Source organism: Bradyrhizobium sp. CCBAU 53338, from assembly GCF_015291665.1.
GTDB lineage: Bacteria > Pseudomonadota > Alphaproteobacteria > Rhizobiales > Xanthobacteraceae > Bradyrhizobium.
Map to the genome: position 1 here is coordinate 3095287 of NZ_CP030048.1, position 21045 is coordinate 3116331.

Below are 21045 nucleotides of genomic sequence, written 5' to 3' on the forward strand. Positions count from 1 at the left end.
ACTGAAATGAGGATGATTCTGGCGGTAGCCGCGGTGCTCTATTCAGCCTCCGCATTTGCGCAAACCGATAAGCCACCGATGGTGGGGGACAAGCCGCTGGTGCAGGTGAAGCCCAAGGGGACCAAGGCCGGCACCAAAGAAGCGGCTGCCAAGCCGGCCGCGGCGCCCAAGGGCAAGCCCCAGTCGGTCGCGGTACGGCTCCAGGCGTGCCTTGACCTCGACGACGGCACCAAGGACCGGCTCAACTGCTACGACGCGATTGTCGCGCCGACGCCGAAGCCGAAGCCGGCGAAGGCCAAGGGCTACGCCGATTGCCGTTTCTTCAAGGAAGAGGATGAGCGCTTGGCCTGCTTCAACGGTTTCGCCGAGAGCATTCCGAAGCTACCCAAAAGTTGAAGCTTGGGGCCGGCGGCCTAATCGCTGAGCCGGCTCAATACGGCCCTGAAGGCAACGCCCGGCACTTGCAGCGCGGTGCCTTCGAACTCCGCCGTGTCGCCGTCCTCGCGACCGGCGAGCGTCAGCGTGATCCGGTCGATGCCGAACAGAGCCTTGAACGACGGGTCGTCGTTGTAGCGCTCGGTCGAGATCTTGACCTTGATGCTGTCGCCTTGGCCGGTATAGGTGCCGATGAAGGCGAAGGCCGAATTGCCGCCGCGCATCTTGCCGTCAGTCACGTAGACGACGCCGCAGCCGGTCCCGTGAACGGTGTGGAAGTCGACCTTGTAGAGTCCCTGACGCACTGCCTGTCCCCGTGGAAATCCAAATTCAACTTGGCCGGCAAATTATGGTCGTGGCCAGCAGAAGCAATCCGGTGGCTGCCGGGGGTTGTCGGCCATCAACATCACATTTTGATCATGGCCTGAGAGAATTGCAGGCAACACGCCGAAATGCCGGCGTGCGCAATATCGGGATCAGCGGCTCGATGCCGAAGGGCTGGTGGCTGCGACGCGCGTCAGCGCCAGCGCCGGCGTGGCCGACATCTTCACAAGAACGTCCTTGAGCGGGTACTGCGTCCACGCGCGGTTGACGTAGTCGCGATGGGTGATGCCGTCGCCGGTTTCCACGAACACCACGCTTCCGGGACGCAAGGGTCCATCCATGTCTTCGGAGACGCTGATGCCCTTTTGCCTGAGCATGCTCATCAATTCGTGGTCGCGCCGTGCAGTGTAGTGCGTGTAGGAACTGACGAAGAAGCCGGAGCGGTGGCTCTCGATCCAGGACGCGAACTTGTCCATCTCGCCATAAACCGCATCGAGCAGCACGACGCCGCGGACGCGATCGCTGATGCCGCCGACCTCGAGGCTCCAGGCCGTCGGCAGGAAGCCGCCGCTATACCCGACGATCACGATCGGCATGTTGGCGAAGGCCCGCGCGCTGTTGGGGTCGCCGGTGAGACGGGCAAGGTGGCTCGCCGATTCCTCCATGAAGCGCTTGAGGCCGCCGGGCTGCCAGAATTTTCCGGCGCTGGAGTCTGCGGCATCGACCGCCATCTGCGGCGCGAGCAGCACGGCATTGGCGCCGGAATCGGTGATCTGCTTGGGCACCAGTTGGCGGTCGCGCACGTCGCGCTCCAGCGTCGCGCCATTGCCGTGGAAGAACACCACGATCACGCCAGGCTTGCGCACGTCGAAGTGCTCGGGGACGTGCACCAGCACGCGACTGTCGTTGTAGGTTTCGTCCTGCCAGAATACACGTCCCGAATAGCTGCGGTGGCCGCGGCGCTCGCCCTTGGAGATGTTGAGGAAGGGCGCGTCGGAGGCGGGATTGTTGCCGAAATAGGGGAAGGCCGAGGACTTCATGCTGACGAGGGTCGTTAGGTCTTCGCGCTGCGGACGCTGGTAGGGGACCTGCGGCGCGAGCGACGCGACCTTGTAGGGTGCCTGCTCGGGCTTGGGTGGTTGCTGCACGGCGCGCTTGGGCGAGAAGTCCGACATCTGCCGCTGCAGGAAACTCTCGCTCGCCGAGGGAAAGCGTTCCTTGAATTGCGGGGCGGGGAAGCGATCGTCGAACGTGTCGCCGCTTGTGACTTGCCGGCTGGCGACTTGGGGATTGGTCTTGCCAATGACCTGGACATTGGCCTGCGAGCCCGCGGCGAGCGCCGTCGGATTGGGTGACTGGCCGCATTGAACCAGCGTGAGCGAGAGGGGCACCAAGCCTGAGACAAGGGCGATCCGAAGCGCACGACCACGCGCGCCGGACGCCTTGGTCCGGTCAGCACGCATGTCTGCTTCCAATTTCGGAACGGCCCCGACCATCCACCCATGACCCCAAGTCACGAACCATCGGCAATCTTAAGACAATTGAGCCGACTGGCGTTTAGGCGACGTTAAGCGTCCGGACAAACTTCCCCACATCCGGAACGATCAAAAAAGACCACGCAATCGTGTCGCGATTGTGGGAGAGACGCGCGCATTTCCGCGGCCGACTACGGGGGTTATTGCCAAAAACGGGCATAAAAGGTGGCTCGTTACCTATTTTGCTTGCCTCATTTAACCCTTGTTAACCCTGCTTGAATTGACTGGACCAATCTGCACGATGCCTCCCACGAGGCGCCACGCCTGAGGCTCAGGGACCCAGATGACGGCATCAGATGCGGGAACTGCGCCCTGGACCGGGCGGTTGACCGGAGGCTCCGGAGTTTCCGTTCTGGTCGCAACCGCGATCGTCGTGGCCGACATGATCGGGGTGGGCGTCTTCACCAGCCTCGGCTTCCAGGTCAAGGATCTTCCCTCGGGCTTCTCGATCCTGGCGCTATGGACGGTCGGCGGCATTGTCGCGCTGTGCGGCGTGTTCTCCTATAGCGAACTGGGCGCAATGTTTCCGCGCTCGAGCGGCGAGTACAATTTCCTCGGCCGCACCTATCATCCGGCGTTCGGTTTTCTCGCCGGCTGGGTCTCGGCGACGGTGGGTTTCGCTGCACCCGTGGCGCTCGCGGCCATGGCTTTCGGCGAATATGCCAAGTCCGTCGTGCCCGAAGTGCCGCCGATCCCGCTCGCCATCGGCGTGGTGTGGCTGGTGTCGATCGTGCAACTGACCGGCGTCAGGCACTCCTCGACCTTCCAGTTGATCTCGACCATCCTCAAGGTCGTGCTGATCGTCGCTTTCCTCGTTGCGGGCTTCATCATCGGCACGCCGCAGCCGATCTCCTTTGCGCCGCAGGCGGGCGATCTCGCCCATATCGTGAGCGCGCCTTTCGCGATCGGGCTCGTCTTCGTGATGTACTCGTTCTCGGGCTGGAATGCTGCGACCTACATCATCGGCGAGATGAACACGCCGCAGCAGAGTCTGCCTCGCGCGCTGCTTGCGGGCACGCTGATCGTGCTGGTGCTGTATGTCGCGCTCAACGCGGTGTTCCTCTACGCGACGCCGATCGACGCCCTGGCCGGCCAGCTCGACGTCGCGAGCGTGGCCGGCAGTGCCATTTTCGGGTCGCTCGGCGGCCGGATCGTCGGCGCCATGATCTGCGTCGGCCTGATTTCCTCGATCAGTGCAATGATGTGGATCGGCCCGCGCGTGATGATGACGATGGGGGAAGACATCCCGGCGCTGCGCGTGTTCTCGAAGCGATCGGTGCGCGGCGCGCCGGCCTACGCCATCCTGTTCCAGCTCGCGGTCGCCAACCTGCTGCTGTTCACGCGCAGCTTCGAGGCGGTGCTCGACTTCATCCAGTTCGCGCTGTTGTTCTGTTCGTTCTTCACGGTCGCCGGCGTCATCAAGCTGCGCATCACCGATCCCGATTTGCCGAGGCCCTATCGCGCCTGGGGATACCCTTTCACGCCGCTCGTTTTCCTGCTCGTGACCGCATCCATGATGTACTACCTCTTGACCGAGCGGCCGGTGCAGTCGCTGTCGGGGATGTTCGTCATGCTTGCGGGCCTGTTGATTTATGCTGTTTTCCGCAGGCGGCCGGTCGCCGCTTCTACGTTACATGATCGCGAATAGACATGTTTCGAGCCATGAGACTTGCGGCCGTTGCTCTTGCCCTTATGGCTGCGGCCATCTCGTCCGTGCGTGCGGCCGAGGTTACCTTCGACGACACGGCGCGCTTCCTCGCGGGCATGCAGCCGTCAGCGGACTCACCGCTGCTAGCGCTCACCAAGGACCCGTCCTGGCAGCGTCACGCCAGATTCTTCGACGGCGCCTTTGCCCAGCTCGAGCAACGGCAATTGTCCAAGATCCGCGACTGGTCCGAGGTGAATCTCGCCGCGCCGCGGCCGACCATGTTCTATTTTTTCAGTGGCCCGGACTTCCTCTACGCCAACGCCTTCTATTCCAAGGCCAGCACCTATGTGCTGGGCGCGCTGGAGCCGGTCGGCGCGGTGCCTGATCCGACCAGATTGCAGCGTGGCTCGGTCAACGCCGCGCTCTACAATGTCGAGCGCTCGCTCGGCTCGATCCTGAGCTTCTCATTCTTCATCACCAAGCAGATGAAGGTCGACCTGCACTCCAACCAGGTCAACGGCACCCTGCCGATCCTCTATGTCTTCCTGGCCCGCTCGGGCAAAACCATCCGCAACGTCGAGATGGTCGCGCTCGACGACAAGGGGGGAATGCATACAGGCAACGACAATCCGGGGCCGAATGCCACGCGTGGCGTTCGCATCACCTTCGCAGGCGCCGACGGCGAGGCGCGCACGCTGTATTATTTCTCGACCGATCTCTCCAACTCGGGCGCACGCGCCGCCGGCTTCCTGAAATTCTGCCAGACGCTCGGGCCCGGCAACAGCCTGATCAAGAGCGCGTCGTACCTCCTGCACGCAGGCAACTTCACCGTGGTGCGGGACTGGCTGCTCGCCAACAGCGCGACCATCATCCAGGACGATTCCGGCATTCCGCTGGCCAACTACAATTCGCGGCAGTGGCGGTTCTTCCCGTTCGGCCGCTATCTTGGTCCGATCAACGAATTCCCCGGCCGCTACCAGGAGCGTTACGCCGAACTGTTCACGCGCGCCCAGCCGATCGATTTCGGCGTCGGCTATCGCTGGCGCATGCACGAGTCGAATTTGCTGCTGTCGGTGAAGATCCCCGGAAGCGAAACCGCGCCGGCCGAGACCACATCATCCGCGGAGCCGCCGCCGAAACCGCGGCCGAAGCGGCCGCGTCCACCCGAGCCGATCCCGCCGCCACCCGGCCGCTTCTTCTGGTTCCGCTAGCTACCAGTGCACGCTTTGACTCGGCACGATGAACGCCGTCGTGCTCGGCGGTGTTGAGAGACTTGCCGCCAGATACCAACCGGAGCCGACGACGAGAACGAGCAGCGCTATGATCGCGAGCATGTCGATGGTTCGGGGATCGTGATCCCGGGGATTGAAGCCAAGATGTGAACCAGGCCTGATGTGAAAATGAGGGCTGATTTTCCAGCGCATTGTTGTTTCCTCCCGTGGGAGCGTCATGACAACGCGAGGACAGAGTTCCGGTTCCGCTCAATGGAGCGAAGCTCAAAGCACCGCAGCGTTCCTAGGACGCATTGACGCCGCGCCAGCGCGCGTAACGCCATGGCAGATACCAGCGCGCACCTTTGGGCACGGTGAGAGGCACGTTGTCGATGCCCGAGGTGCCAAAGGGATTGCAGCGCAGCAGACGCGCGAGCGTCATCCAGCCCCCTGCCCAGAGGCCAAACCGCTCGATCGCTTCGTCGCCATACACGGAGCAGGTGGGCAGATGGCGGCAGTTGTAACCCACCAATGGCGACAGCGTATGGCGATAGAGCCAGATCAGCGCGCGACCGAATCTGCGGGGCAGCCGCAGCGCTTCGGCAACGGGAGCGGAACAGTGCTCGCAGGTTGTGTGCTTCATGTGCGCTGTGCCGACATCCTGTACGCGCCGATGCGCGGTTCCAGCGCAGGGAACAGTGCGCTGTTGTACGCGAGCCATATTTTGCCTGCTTTGAGGGAGCAGTGCAGCAAGTACCTATGGACGATCTGTATTCCCCCGGATACCATTTTTGTGACGTCCTTGTGTAGACTCATGGGAACGTCGAAACGGGGCTTGCCTGATTGCTTTTGGGGCTTGGGGAAGGAACCAGTTTGAGAGTTCTGAAGTCGCTCAACCTTCGCGGTTGGTTGCTGGTGGGAACCGCCGCTTGTGGTCTCGTGTTGGCTGGCGCCGTCGCGACTGTTGGCTCGCCGGCCAGGGCCGGCACCTCGCTTGAAGAGCGTAAGCTGCCGATGAAGTTTGGCTGGGTCGCCTGCGCACCGAACTGCCGCGGCTGGGTCAGCGCGGTCGGCATCATCACCGCTGATACTCCGAAGGATTTTGACGACTTTGCCCGCGGACGTCAGCTGGGTGGCGCTACCGTCGTGCTCGACTCCAGCGGCGGTTCCGTCAACGATGCGATCACGCTCGGTCGACGCTTCCGTAGTCTCGGCCTCCTGACCACCGTCGGCATCACGCAGCAGAACGGCGGCGGCCAAGGCGCCCGTCCGGCGGTCGCTTCGGAGGCCTATTGTGAATCCATGTGTGTGTTCCTGCTGCTGGCCGGCAAGAAGCGCTACGTCCCGGAAGCGGCCCATGTCCGCGTCCATCAGATCTGGATGGGTGACCGCGCCGACGACGCCAAGGCCGCGAGCTACAACGCGCAGGATCTGATGATCGTGGAACGCGACATCGGCCGGCTCGCCAAATACACCTTCGACATGGGCGGGGCGGGGGACCTGCTGTCGCTGGCGCTCAGCGTGCCGCCCTGGGAAGATCTGCACGAGCTCGATGCGGGCGAGCTGAAATTGACCAATCTTGTGACGACAGACCTGGTTGCCGACGTGCTGCCACACGTCGATATCACGGCGCCAGCGGTGGCGGAGCTCGCACCGAAGACGCAGGCCAGGTTCGGCGAGGAGGCGGAGCCGCAGCCTGCCAGGTCGACCAAGACGGCGGAAGCCGTGGTCCCGACCGGGAGCGTGGCAGCGCCGGGGGCTGCGCCGCAGAAGTAAGAGCTTCGGTCTCGACTTGGCCCTTACGCGGTGGCCGGCTGCTTCGCCTTGGCCTCGATCTGGCCGATTGCGTCGACCACGGCATCGAAGGTCAGGAGCGTCGAGGCGTGGCGCGCCTTGTACTCGCGGACCGGCTCGAGGAATTTGATCTCTTCCCATTTGCCTTCAGGAGGTGCGCCATTCTCCTTGAGCATCTTGCGAACGGTGTCGCGTAACTCACGGAGTTCGCTAGCAGTCGAGCCGACCACGTGACTTGCCATGATGGATGAAGAGGCCTGTCCCAAAGCGCAGGCCTTCACGTCATGTGCGAAGTCGGTGACGGTATCGCCCTCCATCTTGAGGTCGATCTTCACGGTCGAGCCGCACAATTTGGAGTGGGCGGTGGCGCTTGCGTCGGGATCCGGCAACCGCCCGAGGCGCGGAATATTCCCGGCCAACTCGATGATCCGCTTGTTATAGATGTCGTTCAGCATGTGATGGAGTCCAACACTTACCTTCCGGATCGGCCTTGGCGGGTGCCGTCCACGGTCCTATATAGGGTCGGAACTGGCGGAAAAACAGCCCGGCGGTGCGTTGGCAGTGATCCAGATCTGCGCAGCCGGCGTTGTTGCCAAGTGACCTCTTTCGCCAAATACTGTTCTCTTCAGGCGTCCGGCGGCTCGTCCGCCCCGTCTGCCGGTGACACTCCGGCCGCAAGGCCGTCGAACGGAGTAGACATGGACGCTGCCATCAAATCCATTCGCCCCAGCAAGCCCACTGACAAGCAGGTTGAGAGCCGCCCGGCGGAGCTCGATCCTGCCGAATTCCTCGCGGCCGCCGTCCGCGCCGACCAGCCGCGCCCGGCGCGCGCCGAGGCGGAAGCCGCGGTGAAAACACTTCTCGCCTATATCGGGGAGAACACCCAGCGCGAGGGCCTGCTCGACACGCCGCGCCGCGTCGTCGAGGCCTTCGACGAGCTCTATCAGGGCTATCACCAATGCCCGGCCGAGGTGCTCGACCGCACGTTCGGCGAGACCGCCGGCTATGACGACTTCGTGCTGGTCCGTGACATCGAGTTCACCTCGCAGTGCGAGCATCACATGATGCCGTTCTACGGCAAGGCGCACATCGCCTACACGCCGGTGGAACGCGTCGTCGGCCTGTCGAAGCTCGCGCGCCTGACCGATATCTTCGCCCGACGGCTCCAGACCCAGGAGCATTTGACGGCGCAGATCGCAGCCGCGATCGACGAGATCCTGAAGCCACGCGGCGTTGCCGTCCTGATCGAGGCCGAGCATACCTGTATGTCGGTGCGTGGCGTCGCCAAGCATGGCGCTTCCACCTTCACCAGCCGCTACACGGGCATGTTCCGCGACAATCCGGCGGAGCAGGCCCGTTTCCTGTCCATGGTGCGAGGCGTCACGCGCTGACCTCGCGGGTATCTGAAGCGAGGACGGCCGTGTCCGCTCACTCCCACGAGATCGAGGAAGGCCTGGCCTTCCTCCCCAAGTTCGATGCCGCTGGCCTCGTGACGGTCGTCGCGACCGACGTCGCGACCGGCGACGTGCTCATGGTCGCGCACATGAACGACGAGGCGCTGCGCAGGACCATTGCGACCGGCGAAGCCTGGTACTTCAGCCGCTCGCGCAATGCCTTGTGGCGAAAAGGTGAGACCTCAGGTCAGACCCAACGCGTGGTCGAGATTCGCACCGACTGCGACCAGGATGCGGTCTGGCTTCGCGTCGAGCAGACTGGTGCTGCCTGCCACACCGGCCGCCGATCCTGCTTCTACCGCAAGGTCGAGGCCGAGGGCGGCGGTGCGAAGCTGGTGTTTGTCGATGCCGACAGGCTGTTCGACCCGGACGCGGTCTACAGGAAATAGCCCACCCGTCATTCCGGGTTCATCGCTGTGCGATGCCCCGGAATGACAGTAGCCCGCAAATTAACCCCGCGTTAACCATAATTGTCCCACGGTGGGACGATCAGGCGCCCGAATTGCCGGCGCCGCTCACACGCCGCGCGGGCCGGTCACGCCATCATGTCGGTCGACAATTCCAGTGCATCGCAGACGACCGCAACTGAAGGTGCGCGGCGCGTCGCGGGCGCGATCAGGCAGGCGTCGAACCAGACCGGCGTCAGCTTCGAATACATGCTGACGACCGCCAAGATGGAATCGGATTTCGATCCGTCGGCTGGCGCCACCACCTCGTCCGCCCACGGGCTCTACCAGTTCATCGACCAGACCTGGCTCGGCACGGTGAAGGAGGCGGGCACCCAGCTCGGCTATGGCAACTATGCCGACGCCATCACCAGGACGTCGTCAGGCACCTACACCGTCGACGATCCCTTCATGAAGCGCTCGATCATGAAGCTGCGTGACGATCCCGAAGCCGCATCCAGCATGGCGGCTGCGCTGACGCAGTCGAACAGCTTCAAGCTCACCGGTCTGATTGGCCGCCGGCCATCCGACAGCGAGCTCTACATGGCGCATTTCATGGGCGTCGGCGGTGCGGCGAAACTGATAGCCAATGCCGAGGACAATCCGCAAGCTGTTGGCGCTCGGCTGTTTCCCAATGCCGCCTCCGCGAACCGTTCGATCTTCTACGCCAAGGACGGGCGTGCGCGCAGCGTCTCCGAAGTCTATTCAGTACTGAATGCGCGCTACGCCAGCGCCTCGAATGCAAAATCGACGCGCAGCGCGATGGCGATGTATGGCGACACCCCGTCGACCACGCAGGTTGCCGCCGCCAACGGCGTGCAGCCCGCCGCGCCAATGGTCAATGGCGCGGCCTATCTCCAGACCTTCCCGGACTCGCGTTCAGTGACGCCGGTGAGTGCAACCCCGTCAACGGCCGTTGCCGACAGCGCGCCGACTGCACCTGCGTTTCGTTCGATCTATCAGCCCGGCGATGCGACGCAGCCGGTCTCGACGACGGTACAGAAATTGTGGGGCAATAACGCTTCGCTCACGTCGGTTGCGTCGGCGACGCCCGACGTGCGGCCGCCGCAGCCGCTCGATCTCTTCAGCGACCGCAGCGGCACGTTCTCGAGCTAGCCGCGCCGCCGAGTCCGCTGGGCGATTTTCAGCTCTTAACAAATCATCAACAAAACCAGCCGGTTATGGTGAACGCTTTGTTAAGCGTCGTGGTTTATTTTGTGTTGCAGGTGACACGCCGTCACCGCCACGTTCTTCGTTGCGTAAGCCGGAAGCACCATGATTGTTCGGCAGTTCATCAATTGGATCAGGACCGCGCCCGCCGGTGAGCGGGCCGAGGCGACGCGGGCATTGGCCCGAGCCTGGCTGATCTCGGACCTTTCCCATGACGACCGCGTCGCCGCCGAAGGCGCGCTGCTGATGCTGCTCGACGATCCGTCGCCGCTGGTGCGGCAGGCGATGGCCGAGGCTTTTGCGCGCAGCGCGGATGCGCCGGCGTCGATCGTGCGGGCGCTGTCGGCGGATCAGCCGACCGTGGCGCTGCCCGTGCTCGAACACTCGCCGCTGCTGATCGACGCCGATCTCGTCGACATCGTCGCGACCGGCAATGACGAAGTGCAATGCGCGGTCGCCCGCCGCATCGCGCTGCCGGTCTCGATCTGCGCCGCCATCGCCGAGGTCGGCTGTGCGGCCGCGTCTCTCGAGCTCATTGAAAATCCCCACGCCGAGCTCGCGCCGTTCTCCTGGACGCGTATTGTCGAGCGTCACGGCCATCTCGCCGCGATCCGCGAGGCGATGCTCGTGCTGGACGACATTCCGGCCGCAACGCGTGCCGCATTGGTGGCAAAGCTGTCCGAGACGCTGGCGCAATTCGTCGTGGCGCGGAACTGGCTGAGTGCCGATCGTGCCGAGCGCATGACATCAGAGGCGCGTGACCGCTCCACCATGAACATCGCTGCGCGCTCGCGCGGCGAGGACATGCAGGGCCTGGTGAAGCATCTGCGTGTCACCGGCCAGCTCACCGCGGGCCTGATCCTGCGCGCGCTGCTGTCGAGCAATCTCGACCTGTTTGACGCCGCGCTCGCCGAGCTCGCCGACCTGCCGCTCGCGCGCGTCTCGGCGCTGCTGCACGACCGCGGCGGCAACAGCCTGCATGCGCTACTCCGTCGCGCCGGGTTGCCCGAGGCGACCTTCGCCGCGTTCCAGGTTGCGCTCGATGCCTGCCACGAGCAGGGCTTCGTCGATACCGACGACACCGCGGCCCGGCTTCGCCGGCGCATGGTCGAGCGCGTGCTCACCCATTGTGAGACCGACCGCGGCGCCACCGAGCCGCTGATGGTCCTGCTGCGTCGCTTCGCCACGGAATCCGCCCGCGAAGAGGCGAGGCTGTTCTGCGACGAGATCGTCGCGGATGACACGATTGACCCCACGTATGACGACCTGATCGCGGCGTAGTTCGAGCCGGCCCTACAAACTCCGCCATTGCGAGCGCAGCGAAGCAATCCAGGAATCTCTCCGCCGGGACAGTCTGGATTGGTTCACGTTACATCAAGCGCGGGTCGGCATTCCGCCAGTGCTAAACTCGCAATGACGAGGGGAGAGCCGAGCCTTACTCCGCCGGCACGATGCTCGGCGCGAGGATCACTTCGAGATGCTCGGGGCGGTCGCGGTTGACGTCGGCGAGATAGTCGTCGGCGACCTTGCGCAGACGGCGGCTGAGCTCGGCGGAGACGCTGATGCTGTCGAGCTTTGTGTTCTCGTGCACGATGGCGAGGATCGCGTTGATGTGGTGCGTGAACAGCTCGGCCGGCACCTTCTCGAGATCCGGCGCGTGCTCGATGACGCGACAGAGGCTCTCCGCAACTCCCGCGGCTGCCGGGAAGCCAAACGTGGCTGCGTCGCCCTTGATGTCGTGCGCGGCATGGAACAGCTCGTCGCGCCGCGCCTTGGTGAAGCCGTCGTTGCGGATGGCGACATGGGCGACCGACAGCCGGTTGACCTCGGTCGTCATCCAGGTCTTGAACTCGCCGGACAGACCGGCAAGCGCCTGCTCGGCGCGACCGATCGGGTCGTCCATGTCCTTTTCTTCGACACGGCGCAGCACCTTGCGCAGCGGATTGGGCTGCGTGATCACGTGATGCGTGGCGAAGGCCTTGACCTCGATGTCCTTTGCGCTGTTCTTCGCCATGATGCCTGCCTCGTCGTGTCAGACGTTGCGCTAGATGGAGGAGCGTGCCTTGTCGAGCAGCGAGGGCTGCTGGAGCACCTCGTGTTTTTCGCCGACGCGGCGCTCCGGACCCATATAGGCGGAGTTGGTGTTGCGGCGCCGGTCCGGGCCGAAATAGGTCTTGGTCTTGATGAAGGGCCGAGGACTGGCGACCACGTTGAGGATGCGCTGGTAGAGGCCCTTGGCCGAGATCGGCTTGGCCAGGAATTCGGTGACACCGGCATCGCGCGCGACGGTGACGCGGCGCTTCTCGGAATGGCCGGTCAGCATGATGATCGGTGCGTAGGGGTTACCCTTGGATTCTGGCTGCCGGATCATCTGCGCGAGCTCGAGCCCGTCGAAGATCGGCATCGCCCAGTCGGTGATGACGATGTCGGGCACGTAGTGGCTGTACATTTCCAGCGCGGTGGCGCCGTCCTCGGCCTCGTAGACCTCGCGCGCGCCGAACGAATGCAGCAGCGTCCGCAGGATGCGGCGCATGTGCGGATTATCGTCGCAGACGAGGAAGCGAAGCTTGTTGAAGTCGATGCGAAACATGACGCCCGGGCCAAAGCGGTCAACCTTCATTAACCATATCGTGCCGAGGGTTAACGAAGGGTTGCCGCCGCCCGCGCGGCAGGGGCTCAGTAGCCGAACTGCTCGCGCAAAATGCGCTCTTCCAGGCTGTGGCCGGGGTCGAACAGCATGCGCATCGAGATGGTCCTGTCGGACAGGATTTCGACGCGCCGGACCCTGCGCACCTCCTCGTGGTCGGCGACCGCCGCGACCGGGCGCTTGTCGTCCTCCAGCACCTCGATCACGACATAGGCGGTGTTGGGGAGCAGGGCGCCGCGCCAACGCCGCGGCCGGAATGCGCTGATCGGCGTCAGCGCCAGGAGCGCCGCGTTGATCGGCAGGATCGGGCCTTGCGCCGATAGATTGTAGGCCGTCGAGCCTGCCGGCGTCGCCACGATGATGCCGTCGGCGATCAATTCGGGCATGCGTTCGCGCTCGTCGATCAGGATCCGCAGGCGTGCGGCCTGGGAGGTCTGCCGGAACAGGTAGACCTCGTTGATGGCGTGGTGCAGGTGCACGCGGTCGTTGACGTCGGTCGCGCGCATCAGGAGCGGATTGATCTCGGATTCATGTGCAGCCTCGAGCCGTGCGCGCAGATCGTGCGTCGAGTACTCGTTCATCAGGAAGCCGACAGTGCCGCGATGCATGCCGTAGATCGGCTTGCCCGAACGCATGTGGTGGTGCAGCGTCTGGAGCATCAGCCCGTCGCCGCCAAGCGCGACAATGACGTCGGCCTCGTCAGGATCGCAATTGCCGTATTGCGAGGTGAGCTGGTGGAAGGCGGCCTCGGCCTCGCTGCTCGGGCTGGCGACAAAGGCGATCCGGTCGTATCGCGATGGCTTGGTCATGGCTTCCAGATCATGGCTTCCAGGCAGGAGCCGTTGGCTCGAGAAAGTTCCGCCGAGGTCGTCTATACGACCTGGGCCTGTATTGTCGAGGATGACTAGCTGGCAAGGCAAACGCGCCCTCCAACAAGGCTTACCAGTTGGGGTCGAAGCCGGGTTCATCGGCCCGGAAGGCCCGTCCAAGGCCTCAGATCCGCCAAACGGTCGCATTTGGCGGCTAGATCTGTGATCGAAAAACCGCGAGTGGGGCAGGGAGAACAGTCATGGTCACGAGATTGCGCATGCTGCGCGGTGCGGGGTTGGCGTTGGCGGTCGTTGCTTTCGCGCTCGCTGGCCCGGCGCGGGCGGACGAACCGCCGCAGCCGCGCAACGAGGCTGCAGCGCCCGCGGGACAGAAGGGTGGACGCGGCGGCAGTGCACAGAATGCGACGCAGGCTTCGCCATCGGCGTCCGATCGTCGTCTTCCCGGAGATTCGACCACCAGGCAGACCCTCGACCTACCGGGCCGAACGCTCCGCTTCGCGGCGACCGCCGGCTCCATCCGTGTGTTCGACGAGAAGGGCGAGCCGCTCGCCGACATCGCCGTCACGTCTTACGAGCTCGACGGCGCCGACCGCGCCACGCGCCCAGTCACGTTCCTGTTCAACGGCGGGCCCGGCGCGTCCTCGGCATGGCTCCAGTTCGGCGCGGTCGGGCCATGGCGGCTGCCGCTCGACGGCGAGGGGCTGTCGCCGTCGGCTTCGCCGGAGGTGAAGCCGAACGCGGAGACCTGGCTCGACTTCACCGATCTCGTCTTCATCGATCCTGTCGGCACCGGCTACAGCCGCGTCATCGCGAGCGGCGAGGATGCGCGGAAAAGGTTCTATTCGGTCGACGGTGACGTCAATTCGATCGCGCTCGTCATTCGCCGCTGGCTCGAGAAACACGACCGCCTGACCTCGCCGAAATATGTCACCGGCGAGAGCTATGGCGGCATCCGCGGACCGAAAGTCGTGCGGCAATTGCAGATCCAGCATGGTGTCGGCGTCAAAGGCTTGATCCTGGTGTCGCCGCTGCTGGATTTCCGCGAGTTCTCCGGCTCGAGCCTCCTGCAATATGTCGCGACCTTGCCGAGCTATGTTGCGGTGGCGCGCGAAGCCAGGGGGCCGGTCAAGCGCGCCGATCTCGCCGATGTGGAGGCCTACGCACGCGGTGAATTCCTGGCCGACCTCGTCAAGGGCGAGGCGGACAAGGAGGCCACCAATCGTCTCGCCGACAAGGTCGCCGAGCTTACCGGCATCGACCAGGCAGTGAGCCGGAGGCTCGCCGGCCGTTTCGATGTCAGCGAATTTCGCCGCGAATTCGATCGCAAGAATGGCATGGTGACCGGGCGCTATGACGGATCGGTCCGTGGTCTCGATCCCTATCCGGATTCAAGCGGCTCACGCTTCGGCGATCCCTCCGGCGATGCGCTTCAGGCACCGCTGACGAGTGCCGCCGTTGATGTGCTCACGCGAAAACTCAACTGGCGGCCGGATGGCTCCTATGAAGTCCTCAACGGCGCCGTCGAGCACAACTGGAATTTCGGCGGCGGTATCAACCCGCCGCAATCGCTGTCGGAGCTGCGCCAGATACTCGCTACCGACGCGAAGCTGAATGTGCTGGTCGCGCACGGCCTGTTCGATCTCGCCACGCCCTATTTCGGCACGAAGCGGGTGCTTGACCAGCTCCCTGCCTTCGCGACGTCGCGGGTGAAGTTCGTGGTCTATCCCGGCGGCCACATGTTCTATTCACGCGACGGCTCGCGGCAGGCTTTGCGTGGAGAGGTCGAGGCGCTGATCAGGGAATAGGCCGCCGCTTGCGTGGTGGATACCGCCGCGCGATCTCGCGTGCGACGACGCTTGCAGGCTTGATGTTGGCGCCGCCAAGCCAGATGTCGCCAACCCTGCCGCGCTTGTCGCGGAGGCGGCGTACCGGTTCGCCATGGCTGGAATAGCCGGCCGCCCAGGCGAGCTTGCCCGTGTCGCGGCCGGTGACCTCGATCTCGGCGGCATCCATGAATGGATTGTTGAACTGCGGATTGGCGACGAGCACACGGTTGCCGGCGGGTACGAGGTCAGTCGCGCCCCAGATCGTCCACCAGCGGCCGGTCCAGTCGCGCAGGCGGCGGTCGGGAGCGCCGCGCGTCTTGAAGACGCGCAGTATCTGCATTGCGCCGTCCATCCAGAAGGGTGCCGCGCCATCGATGGAGTTGCTGAGAATGCTGATCGAGAGCTCGCAGCCCGGAATGGAGCAGGTCCGGGAAATGTAACCCTGGAAGCCGCCGCCATGGCCGAACCAGTCCCAGCCGTCGGTCTTGCCGGCGTTGACGCCGAGACCGTAATAGGCCTCGAAGCTTTGCGGCACGCGCCAATGATGCCGCGTCATCTCGCGGCGGCTCGCGACCGACAGCACGCTCTTCCTGGCGTTGGGTGCGAGCTGGGCGAAGAATCGCGCGGTGTCCGCAGCGGTGGCAACGAAGCCCGCGGCTGATGCCATCGCGTGCGCCGGATTGTCACCCGGGATCACGCAGCGTTCGCCCAACGGCAGCTTGCGCGTATGGCCGCGCGCAAACGGCGCGCCCTTGGGAAGCGGCGCGTTCGGCTCGGTCTCGCGCAAGCCAGCAGGCTCGATGATCTCGCGCTTGATCCAGGCGGAGTAGGGTTCCTTCGTCACCGCTTCGATGACGAGGCCCATCAGGCCAAAGCCGTGATTGGAATATTTGAAGCGCGTGCCTGGTTCGATCGCGGTCGGCAGCTTCAACTCCGCGAGCAGCTCTTTCGCATTGAGATAGGAACGGCTGTCGATGAACTGGCCTGAGTCGGCGCCGTCGCGCGTCAGCCCGGCGCTGTGCGACAGCACCTGTGCAATCGTCGTCTCGGCGACGCGCGGATGCAGGCCGCTGACATACTGGCCGACGGGATCGTCGAGCCGGAGTTTGCGCTGCTCACGCAGCTTCATGATGCCGGCCGAGGTAAAGCTTTTCGAGTGCGAGGCGATGCGGAAGCGGTGGCGCGGGGTGAGCTTCTCGCCAGTGTCGAGATTGGCAAGCCCGAATGCCTGCTCGGCGACGACCTCGCCGCGATGGACGAAGGCGAGCAAGACGCCCGGCTGCTGGAAGGTCGTCTGCTGGAATTCAATCCAGGAGCCGATGTAGTCGATCGCGGATCGCAGCCACGGGTCCATTGCGCTACCAATTTGCCAGGGGATAGGTGCGCGAAAGCTAGCCGAGAAAGCAGAACGGGCACAACCCGGAAGGTTGTGCCCGTTCGCGTCGAACGAAGATGCGATGTCCTCAGTAGACGAGCGTCGCGCCGGTCGGCTTGTCGAGCGCGGCAGCCAGCGAGCGATACTCGGAGCTGTCGGTGCCGGCGAGCGAGGCGATCTTGTTCAGATGATACTGAGCCTGCTCGCGGTTGCCCTGCTCGAGCTGCCAGAGGCCGTAATACTGCCAGGTGCGGACGTGGTTCGGATCGTCCTTCAGCGCGATCTCGTAATAGACCTTCGACGATTGATAGTCGCCGAGCTTGCGGTAGGAGTAGCCGATCAGATTGGCGACGTCGGCCACGTCGTCACGCTTGAGCTGTTTCAGCTGGCCGATCGCGTCCGTATAGTCGTGCTTGTCATAGATCGTGGTGTAAGCGGTGCGATAGGCCGCGAGGAATTTGGGATCGCTGATGGAAGAGCTCTTCTTCTTGCCCTTCTTCGTCGAGGTATCCGACTTCGGCGGCGAGGAGGGCTCGTCACTGCCCGCGGCATAGGCGCTGGTCAGAGCCGGCCCGGCCGCCAGGGTCATGGCGACGATTCCCGGCACAAGAAGCGTTGAGAGTTTGCGCATCTAAGTTCTCCCGAATGAAACGTGGCGATCCTACACGATTGCCCAAAGACCGGAACACCCGGGCGGCAAAAACATTCCCGGCTGTTCCCGGCCCTTCGGCGCTCCCGCGACAAGATAACAAATTCGTCATCCAGATGAACGGAAGCCTGCCGGGCGCTTCAGAACGGGTTCAGCGTGCTCGATCTAGGCTCTCCCCATGATCGAAGGGTCGGCGAGAGGGCGCCGCCTCAAGATCCTTCCAAGAGGAGACCACCATGTTGAAGACCATTTCCGCAGCCTTGCTCGCAGCTTCCGTCATCGCGGCGCCGGCCTTCGCGGCCGAAGCCGGCAAGACCACCACGACCGCGCCGGTGATCAAGGCGGACCAGACCCAGAGCAAGGTGTCGACCACCGCCGCCAAACCCGACGCCAGCGTCAAGGCCGATGCGAAGACCGCCGACATCAAGTCCGGCACCAAGGTCGATACCAAGACGAAGGCAATGAACGCCAACGCCGCGATCACGCCCGGCGAGCACAAGACGGTGCGGACGCATCGCCATCACCACAAGCATCTGTCGGCCAAGAAGTCGCTGAAGACGCAGTCGGGCCTCACCAAGCCAGCGCCCACCGAGAAGCGCAGCTAACCGCTGGCCCCTGCGAGGCGGCATCCCTGGCATTGCCCCGCCGCCTCGTGCGGAGTTCAGGCCCGGCCCATCGTCACCCCTCGCGCGAAAGCGTGGGGTGCTGACGGCGGGCCGGTGCGTCGTTCGCGGAAGCGAATTCCCTTCGTGCAACCTTGGGGCTAGAACATCTCCGAAACTGACTGGCCGGAGAATTTGATTCCTTGGGGCGATTGGCGAAACGCGCGGCGATCCTGATGCTGCCTCTGGCGCTCGCGGCCTGTTTCGGCAGCGACGGTGATCGCCCATCCCTGATGGGCGGGGGGCAGGCTGGAGGGCCCCAGCCGTTTCCCGACAATTTCCGTAGCGACACGCTGGCCTTGATGCGCGCGTATCTCAACAATCCCGTCGGCGTGCGCGAGGCCAGCATGGCTGACCCTGTGTTGCGAGAGGTCGGCGGACGGCAGTTCTACGTGAGTTGTCTGCACTTCACGCCACGCGAGAGCGACGGCAGCTACAAGGGCATGCGCGAACGCGCCGCCATCTTCGTCAACGGGCGGGGCGACCGTATCGTCGACCGCACAAACGAGCTCTGCGCCGGCGCGGTTTACGTACCCTTTCCAGAACTGGAAAAGATGACGCGGTAGCGCAAAGCCCACCTTCATCGCCCGGTGCTAGGACAGGTGCCGCCGGAGCCGCTGGATCACATTTTGGCGAGCTTTGAACGGGCGGTTTTGCCTTGCGACAAATAGTTACGGCAGGTTCTGCGCGAGCGAAAAAATCGTGCGCAAGAGCCGGACGTGGCGGAACAAAATCGCGATGTTGTCGCCCCGTCACAGTAACGAACGATCAACGTTCCGGCATCGCCGCGAAGCAACCCAATTCACGCCACGTTGTTTCCTGAGTGTCGTAAATGAAAGAACGGGGATGACCATGAAGACGATTTTGCTCGGTGCAGCAACTCTGCTGGCGCTGGCCGCACCGGCGGCAGCAGCCGACATGCAGCCGCGCACCTACACCAAGGCTCCGGCCTACACGCCGCCGCAGGTGATCTACAACTGGACCGGCTTCTACATCGGTGGCCATGTCGGCGGTGCCTTCGCCGGCGACACCACCTTCCAGTCCAGTGACGCCCGTTTCCTGGGCGGCGTGCAGGGCGGCTTCGACTACCAGTTCGCGCCCAATTGGGTGGTGGGTGTCGAGGCCCAGTATTCCTGGCTGCCGACCAACAACAACGGTGTCACGTTCCCGCTGGGCACGCAGGTGACCTCCAACACCGATCAGATCGGCTCGGTCACCGGCCGCATCGGCTACACTTGGGGGCCAACGCTGCTCTACGCCAAGGGCGGTTATGCCTGGCGTAACAACAATCTCGGGGTCAACGTCGCCGGCGTGCCGCAGACCTTCACGACCACCGGCAACAGCAAGGATGGCTACACGGTCGGTGCCGGCCTCGAATACATGTTCGCGCCGAACTGGTCGGCCAAGGCCGAGTACCAGTACTATAATTTCGGCAGCACCACATTTACCTCCGCTTCCGGTCCGGGCGAGATCGTCGGTGTCCGCGGCCGGGACGACGAGCATACCGTCAAGGTCGGTGTGAACTATCGTTTCGGCTGGGGCGGTCCGGCGGCATCGCGCTACTGATCGGCCGAGAGCGACCAGATCCAGCACAAAGATCTGACGAAAGGCCGGCTCCGCCGGCCTTTCGTTGGTCGGCTTCCTGCCTGCCGCCCCGATGTTTGTATTGCGTGAACCATCTGGCGCGTCATTTGCAAGCAAACAGTTCGGTGCGCGCTTTCTCACGCGCGTCACGGGGATCGCGTAAAGCAAAAATAATTTTTGCGACTTACGGAACTCGCGCTCCGGAATGCGTTATTAGAGAGTTGCCGGGTAGGTTGGGACAACGAACATGCGTATCTTGGCGTCGGCGGTGGTGATCTCGTGCTTCGTTGCCCTGCCGTGTTCTGCCCAAACAATCCTCAAATCCGAGCCTCTGATGTTGGCACCCTATGAGGTCGCCTTCGTGAAGGACGCCTCCTGTCCTTCCGGTAAAGTGTTGAAGGTGACAGGAGCAATCCGCGGGCTGCACCGTCGCAAGGCGTGCGTGTCGCTGGCCGGCGAGCAGGCTTCGCTGGCGACCGCCATGCCCTAAGCCTGCCGGCGTTCAGGCAGATCTCACGAGTTGAGCTGAAGCTCCATCCTGGATTCCCGCTCGGCGTCCGCCTTGTTCTTGGCGGGGTCCTCGCCTTGGGCGGCGCGGCAGGGTTTGATCTCGTAGTCATTGTCGAGCACCCGGCGCGGACCGTGCCGCTCGTCGTCGGTGCCGACATCCACGACCAGTCCGCTGCGTTGCGCGAGTTTCCAGACGTCGGCTTCGTCAGGATAGGCCTTGCTGATCTGGCCGTCGTTGCAGAACAGGGCGTAGGGCATGCTTCCCGCTCCCGGAAAGCGCGTTAACGACTTCGCGCTGCGAGGGGTTCCCAGCTGATCACGGGGGCGTGATCCAGGCTGGCGAATAGCCGGGGCTTGAGTCCTTAACGAGTCCTGAATCCCCCAAAAAAGAAACCTTGGGACTCGTTTGGCGGAATCAGCGGATGTTTCCGGCCATGACGACCGACCTGAAAACCTGCTGCGGGCACATGCTCCTGCCACTGACGCTGGCACTGTTCGGTGCCTGCGCAGCCAATCTCTGGCTGGTGTGGTCCTGGTTGTAGGCGGTCCGGTCTATTTTTGAACCGGCGGCGGGCGCACCTCGCGAATGGCGGCGCGCAGCTTTGTCAGCGTCGCCGCACAATACTCCTCGCGTTCGCGCTCGAACCGCTCCTGATGCATTCGAAAATTGGCGATACGGGCCTGCATTTCGCTGCGGAAGTCGCTCGCCCGTGGCGGGGCGACCGGCAAGGGCTGCTGGGGCGGCGGGGCGGGCTGAGGTGGATCGGCGTACTGTGGCTCGAACGCAACCGTCACCGTCTCGGCGGAGACGATCTCCGCAACCGGGACCGGCGCAGCCACAGCGGTATCCGGTTGACGAAAGTCGTCCTTCCGGCCGGAGACCGACTGCACGAAGGCCAGTGTCTGCGCGATCAGTGCGTCGCGCTCCCTGATCCACTTCATGAT

Annotated in this window: 25 protein-coding genes; 13 read left to right on the forward strand and 12 right to left on the reverse strand. The window is 64.0% G+C overall.

Going from position 1 to position 21045, the window contains the following annotated elements; all coding sequences use genetic code 11:
- Positions 1-6 precede the first annotated feature (6 nt).
- Positions 7-396, forward strand: coding sequence for a hypothetical protein (locus XH90_RS14355; protein WP_194482084.1), 390 nt, complete (start codon positions 7-9; stop codon positions 394-396).
- A gap of 17 nt (positions 397-413) precedes the next feature.
- On the opposite strand, the gene XH90_RS14360 is transcribed toward XH90_RS14355, so the two are convergent.
- Both XH90_RS14360 and XH90_RS14365 read right to left on the reverse strand, forming a co-directional pair.
- The gene (locus XH90_RS14360; protein WP_194482085.1) at positions 414-740 is read right to left on the reverse strand and encodes a GrlR family regulatory protein; all 327 of its coding nucleotides are present in this window, start codon (positions 738-740) and stop codon (positions 414-416) included.
- 171 nt (positions 741-911) lie between these two features.
- A complete protein-coding gene (locus XH90_RS14365; RefSeq protein ID WP_194482086.1) occupies positions 912-2222 on the reverse strand; it encodes an alpha/beta hydrolase in 1311 nt (436 codons plus the stop codon).
- A gap of 355 nt (positions 2223-2577) precedes the next feature.
- Between XH90_RS14365 and XH90_RS14370 the strand changes: the two genes are divergently transcribed.
- Both XH90_RS14370 and XH90_RS14375 read left to right on the forward strand, forming a co-directional pair.
- Positions 2578-3942, forward strand: coding sequence for an APC family permease (locus XH90_RS14370; protein ID WP_194482087.1), 1365 nt, complete (start codon positions 2578-2580; stop codon positions 3940-3942).
- A 2-nt stretch (positions 3943-3944) separates the two neighbouring features.
- Positions 3945-5153: a hypothetical protein gene (locus tag XH90_RS14375; RefSeq protein ID WP_194482088.1), complete on the forward strand. Its 1209-nt coding sequence runs from the start codon at positions 3945-3947 to the stop codon at positions 5151-5153.
- Here the strand turns inward: XH90_RS14375 and XH90_RS14380 are convergent, their stop codons facing one another.
- On the reverse strand, positions 5154-5366 hold the full coding sequence (locus tag XH90_RS14380; RefSeq protein ID WP_194482089.1) for a hypothetical protein: 213 nt from the start codon (positions 5364-5366) through the stop codon (positions 5154-5156).
- A gap of 91 nt (positions 5367-5457) precedes the next feature.
- Positions 5458-5796 (reverse strand): membrane protein insertion efficiency factor YidD, encoded by a 339-nt coding sequence (gene yidD, locus XH90_RS14385; RefSeq protein ID WP_194482090.1) that lies wholly within the window; start codon positions 5794-5796, stop codon positions 5458-5460.
- 230 nt (positions 5797-6026) lie between these two features.
- On the opposite strand from yidD, the gene XH90_RS14390 reads away from it, so the two are divergent.
- On the forward strand, positions 6027-6929 hold the full coding sequence (locus XH90_RS14390) for a hypothetical protein (protein ID WP_194482091.1): 903 nt from the start codon (positions 6027-6029) through the stop codon (positions 6927-6929).
- Positions 6930-6952: 23 nt separating this feature from the next.
- Here XH90_RS14390 and XH90_RS14395 read toward each other — a convergent pair whose 3' ends face one another.
- Positions 6953-7402 carry an iron-sulfur cluster assembly scaffold protein gene (locus XH90_RS14395; protein WP_194482092.1) on the reverse strand — a complete coding sequence of 150 codons (450 nt, stop codon included), beginning with the start codon at positions 7400-7402 and terminating at the stop codon, positions 6953-6955.
- Positions 7403-7645: 243 nt separating this feature from the next.
- Here XH90_RS14395 and folE point away from each other — a divergent pair, with 243 nt between their 5' ends.
- The 4 genes from folE to XH90_RS14415 all read left to right on the forward strand — a co-directional run bounded on the left by folE (position 7646) and on the right by XH90_RS14415 (position 11298).
- Complete coding sequence (gene folE / locus XH90_RS14400; RefSeq protein ID WP_194482093.1) at positions 7646-8338, forward strand: GTP cyclohydrolase I FolE; 693 nt, start codon at positions 7646-7648, stop codon at positions 8336-8338.
- Positions 8339-8367: 29 nt separating this feature from the next.
- Entirely contained in the window at positions 8368-8790 is a 423-nt protein-coding gene (hisI, locus tag XH90_RS14405; protein WP_194482094.1) for a phosphoribosyl-AMP cyclohydrolase, read from the forward strand.
- 156 nt (positions 8791-8946) lie between these two features.
- Positions 8947-9963: a lytic transglycosylase domain-containing protein gene (locus XH90_RS14410; protein ID WP_194482095.1), complete on the forward strand. Its 1017-nt coding sequence runs from the start codon at positions 8947-8949 to the stop codon at positions 9961-9963.
- 159 nt (positions 9964-10122) lie between these two features.
- The gene (locus tag XH90_RS14415) at positions 10123-11298 is read left to right on the forward strand and encodes a DUF2336 domain-containing protein (protein ID WP_194482096.1); all 1176 of its coding nucleotides are present in this window, start codon (positions 10123-10125) and stop codon (positions 11296-11298) included.
- Between the two features lie 154 nt (positions 11299-11452).
- On the opposite strand, the gene XH90_RS14420 is transcribed toward XH90_RS14415, so the two are convergent.
- From XH90_RS14420 to XH90_RS14430, 3 genes are all read right to left on the reverse strand, one after another.
- Positions 11453-12031, reverse strand: coding sequence for an Hpt domain-containing protein (locus tag XH90_RS14420; RefSeq protein WP_194482097.1), 579 nt, complete (start codon positions 12029-12031; stop codon positions 11453-11455).
- A 30-nt stretch (positions 12032-12061) separates the two neighbouring features.
- Positions 12062-12607: a response regulator gene (locus tag XH90_RS14425; RefSeq protein ID WP_008133731.1), complete on the reverse strand. Its 546-nt coding sequence runs from the start codon at positions 12605-12607 to the stop codon at positions 12062-12064.
- An 86-nt stretch (positions 12608-12693) separates the two neighbouring features.
- Positions 12694-13473, reverse strand: coding sequence for an NAD kinase (locus XH90_RS14430; RefSeq protein ID WP_194482098.1), 780 nt, complete (start codon positions 13471-13473; stop codon positions 12694-12696).
- Between the two features lie 260 nt (positions 13474-13733).
- Between XH90_RS14430 and XH90_RS14435 the strand changes: the two genes are divergently transcribed.
- Positions 13734-15299, forward strand: a complete 1566-nt coding sequence (locus tag XH90_RS14435) for a S10 family peptidase (protein WP_194482099.1) — start codon at positions 13734-13736, stop codon at positions 15297-15299.
- On the opposite strand, the gene XH90_RS14440 is transcribed toward XH90_RS14435, so the two are convergent.
- Together XH90_RS14440 and XH90_RS14445 are read right to left on the reverse strand one after the other, a co-directional pair.
- Complete coding sequence (locus tag XH90_RS14440) at positions 15289-16674, reverse strand: serine hydrolase (RefSeq protein WP_194482100.1); 1386 nt, start codon at positions 16672-16674, stop codon at positions 15289-15291. The two genes, XH90_RS14435 and XH90_RS14440, sit on opposite strands and share 11 nt — an antisense overlap.
- Positions 16675-16783: 109 nt before the next feature.
- Positions 16784-17326, reverse strand: coding sequence for a lipopolysaccharide assembly protein LapB (locus tag XH90_RS14445; RefSeq protein ID WP_194482101.1), 543 nt, complete (start codon positions 17324-17326; stop codon positions 16784-16786).
- 254 nt (positions 17327-17580) lie between these two features.
- Between XH90_RS14445 and XH90_RS14450 the strand changes: the two genes are divergently transcribed.
- The 4 genes from XH90_RS14450 (at position 17581) to XH90_RS39800 (ending at position 20080) form a co-directional block, all read left to right on the forward strand.
- A complete protein-coding gene (locus XH90_RS14450) occupies positions 17581-17949 on the forward strand; it encodes a His-rich protein BRANT (protein WP_194482102.1) in 369 nt (122 codons plus the stop codon).
- Between the two features lie 233 nt (positions 17950-18182).
- Positions 18183-18572, forward strand: a complete 390-nt coding sequence (locus XH90_RS14455; protein ID WP_246755808.1) for a hypothetical protein — start codon at positions 18183-18185, stop codon at positions 18570-18572.
- A gap of 286 nt (positions 18573-18858) precedes the next feature.
- Complete coding sequence (locus tag XH90_RS14460; protein ID WP_194482104.1) at positions 18859-19572, forward strand: outer membrane protein; 714 nt, start codon at positions 18859-18861, stop codon at positions 19570-19572.
- A 265-nt stretch (positions 19573-19837) separates the two neighbouring features.
- On the forward strand, positions 19838-20080 hold the full coding sequence (locus XH90_RS39800) for a DUF6719 family protein (protein WP_194482105.1): 243 nt from the start codon (positions 19838-19840) through the stop codon (positions 20078-20080).
- A 23-nt stretch (positions 20081-20103) separates the two neighbouring features.
- Here XH90_RS39800 and XH90_RS14470 read toward each other — a convergent pair whose 3' ends face one another.
- Entirely contained in the window at positions 20104-20358 is a 255-nt protein-coding gene (locus XH90_RS14470; protein ID WP_194482106.1) for a hypothetical protein, read from the reverse strand.
- A gap of 294 nt (positions 20359-20652) precedes the next feature.
- Entirely contained in the window at positions 20653-21042 is a 390-nt protein-coding gene (locus XH90_RS14475; protein WP_194482107.1) for a hypothetical protein, read from the reverse strand.
- Positions 21043-21045: the final 3 nt, after the last annotated feature.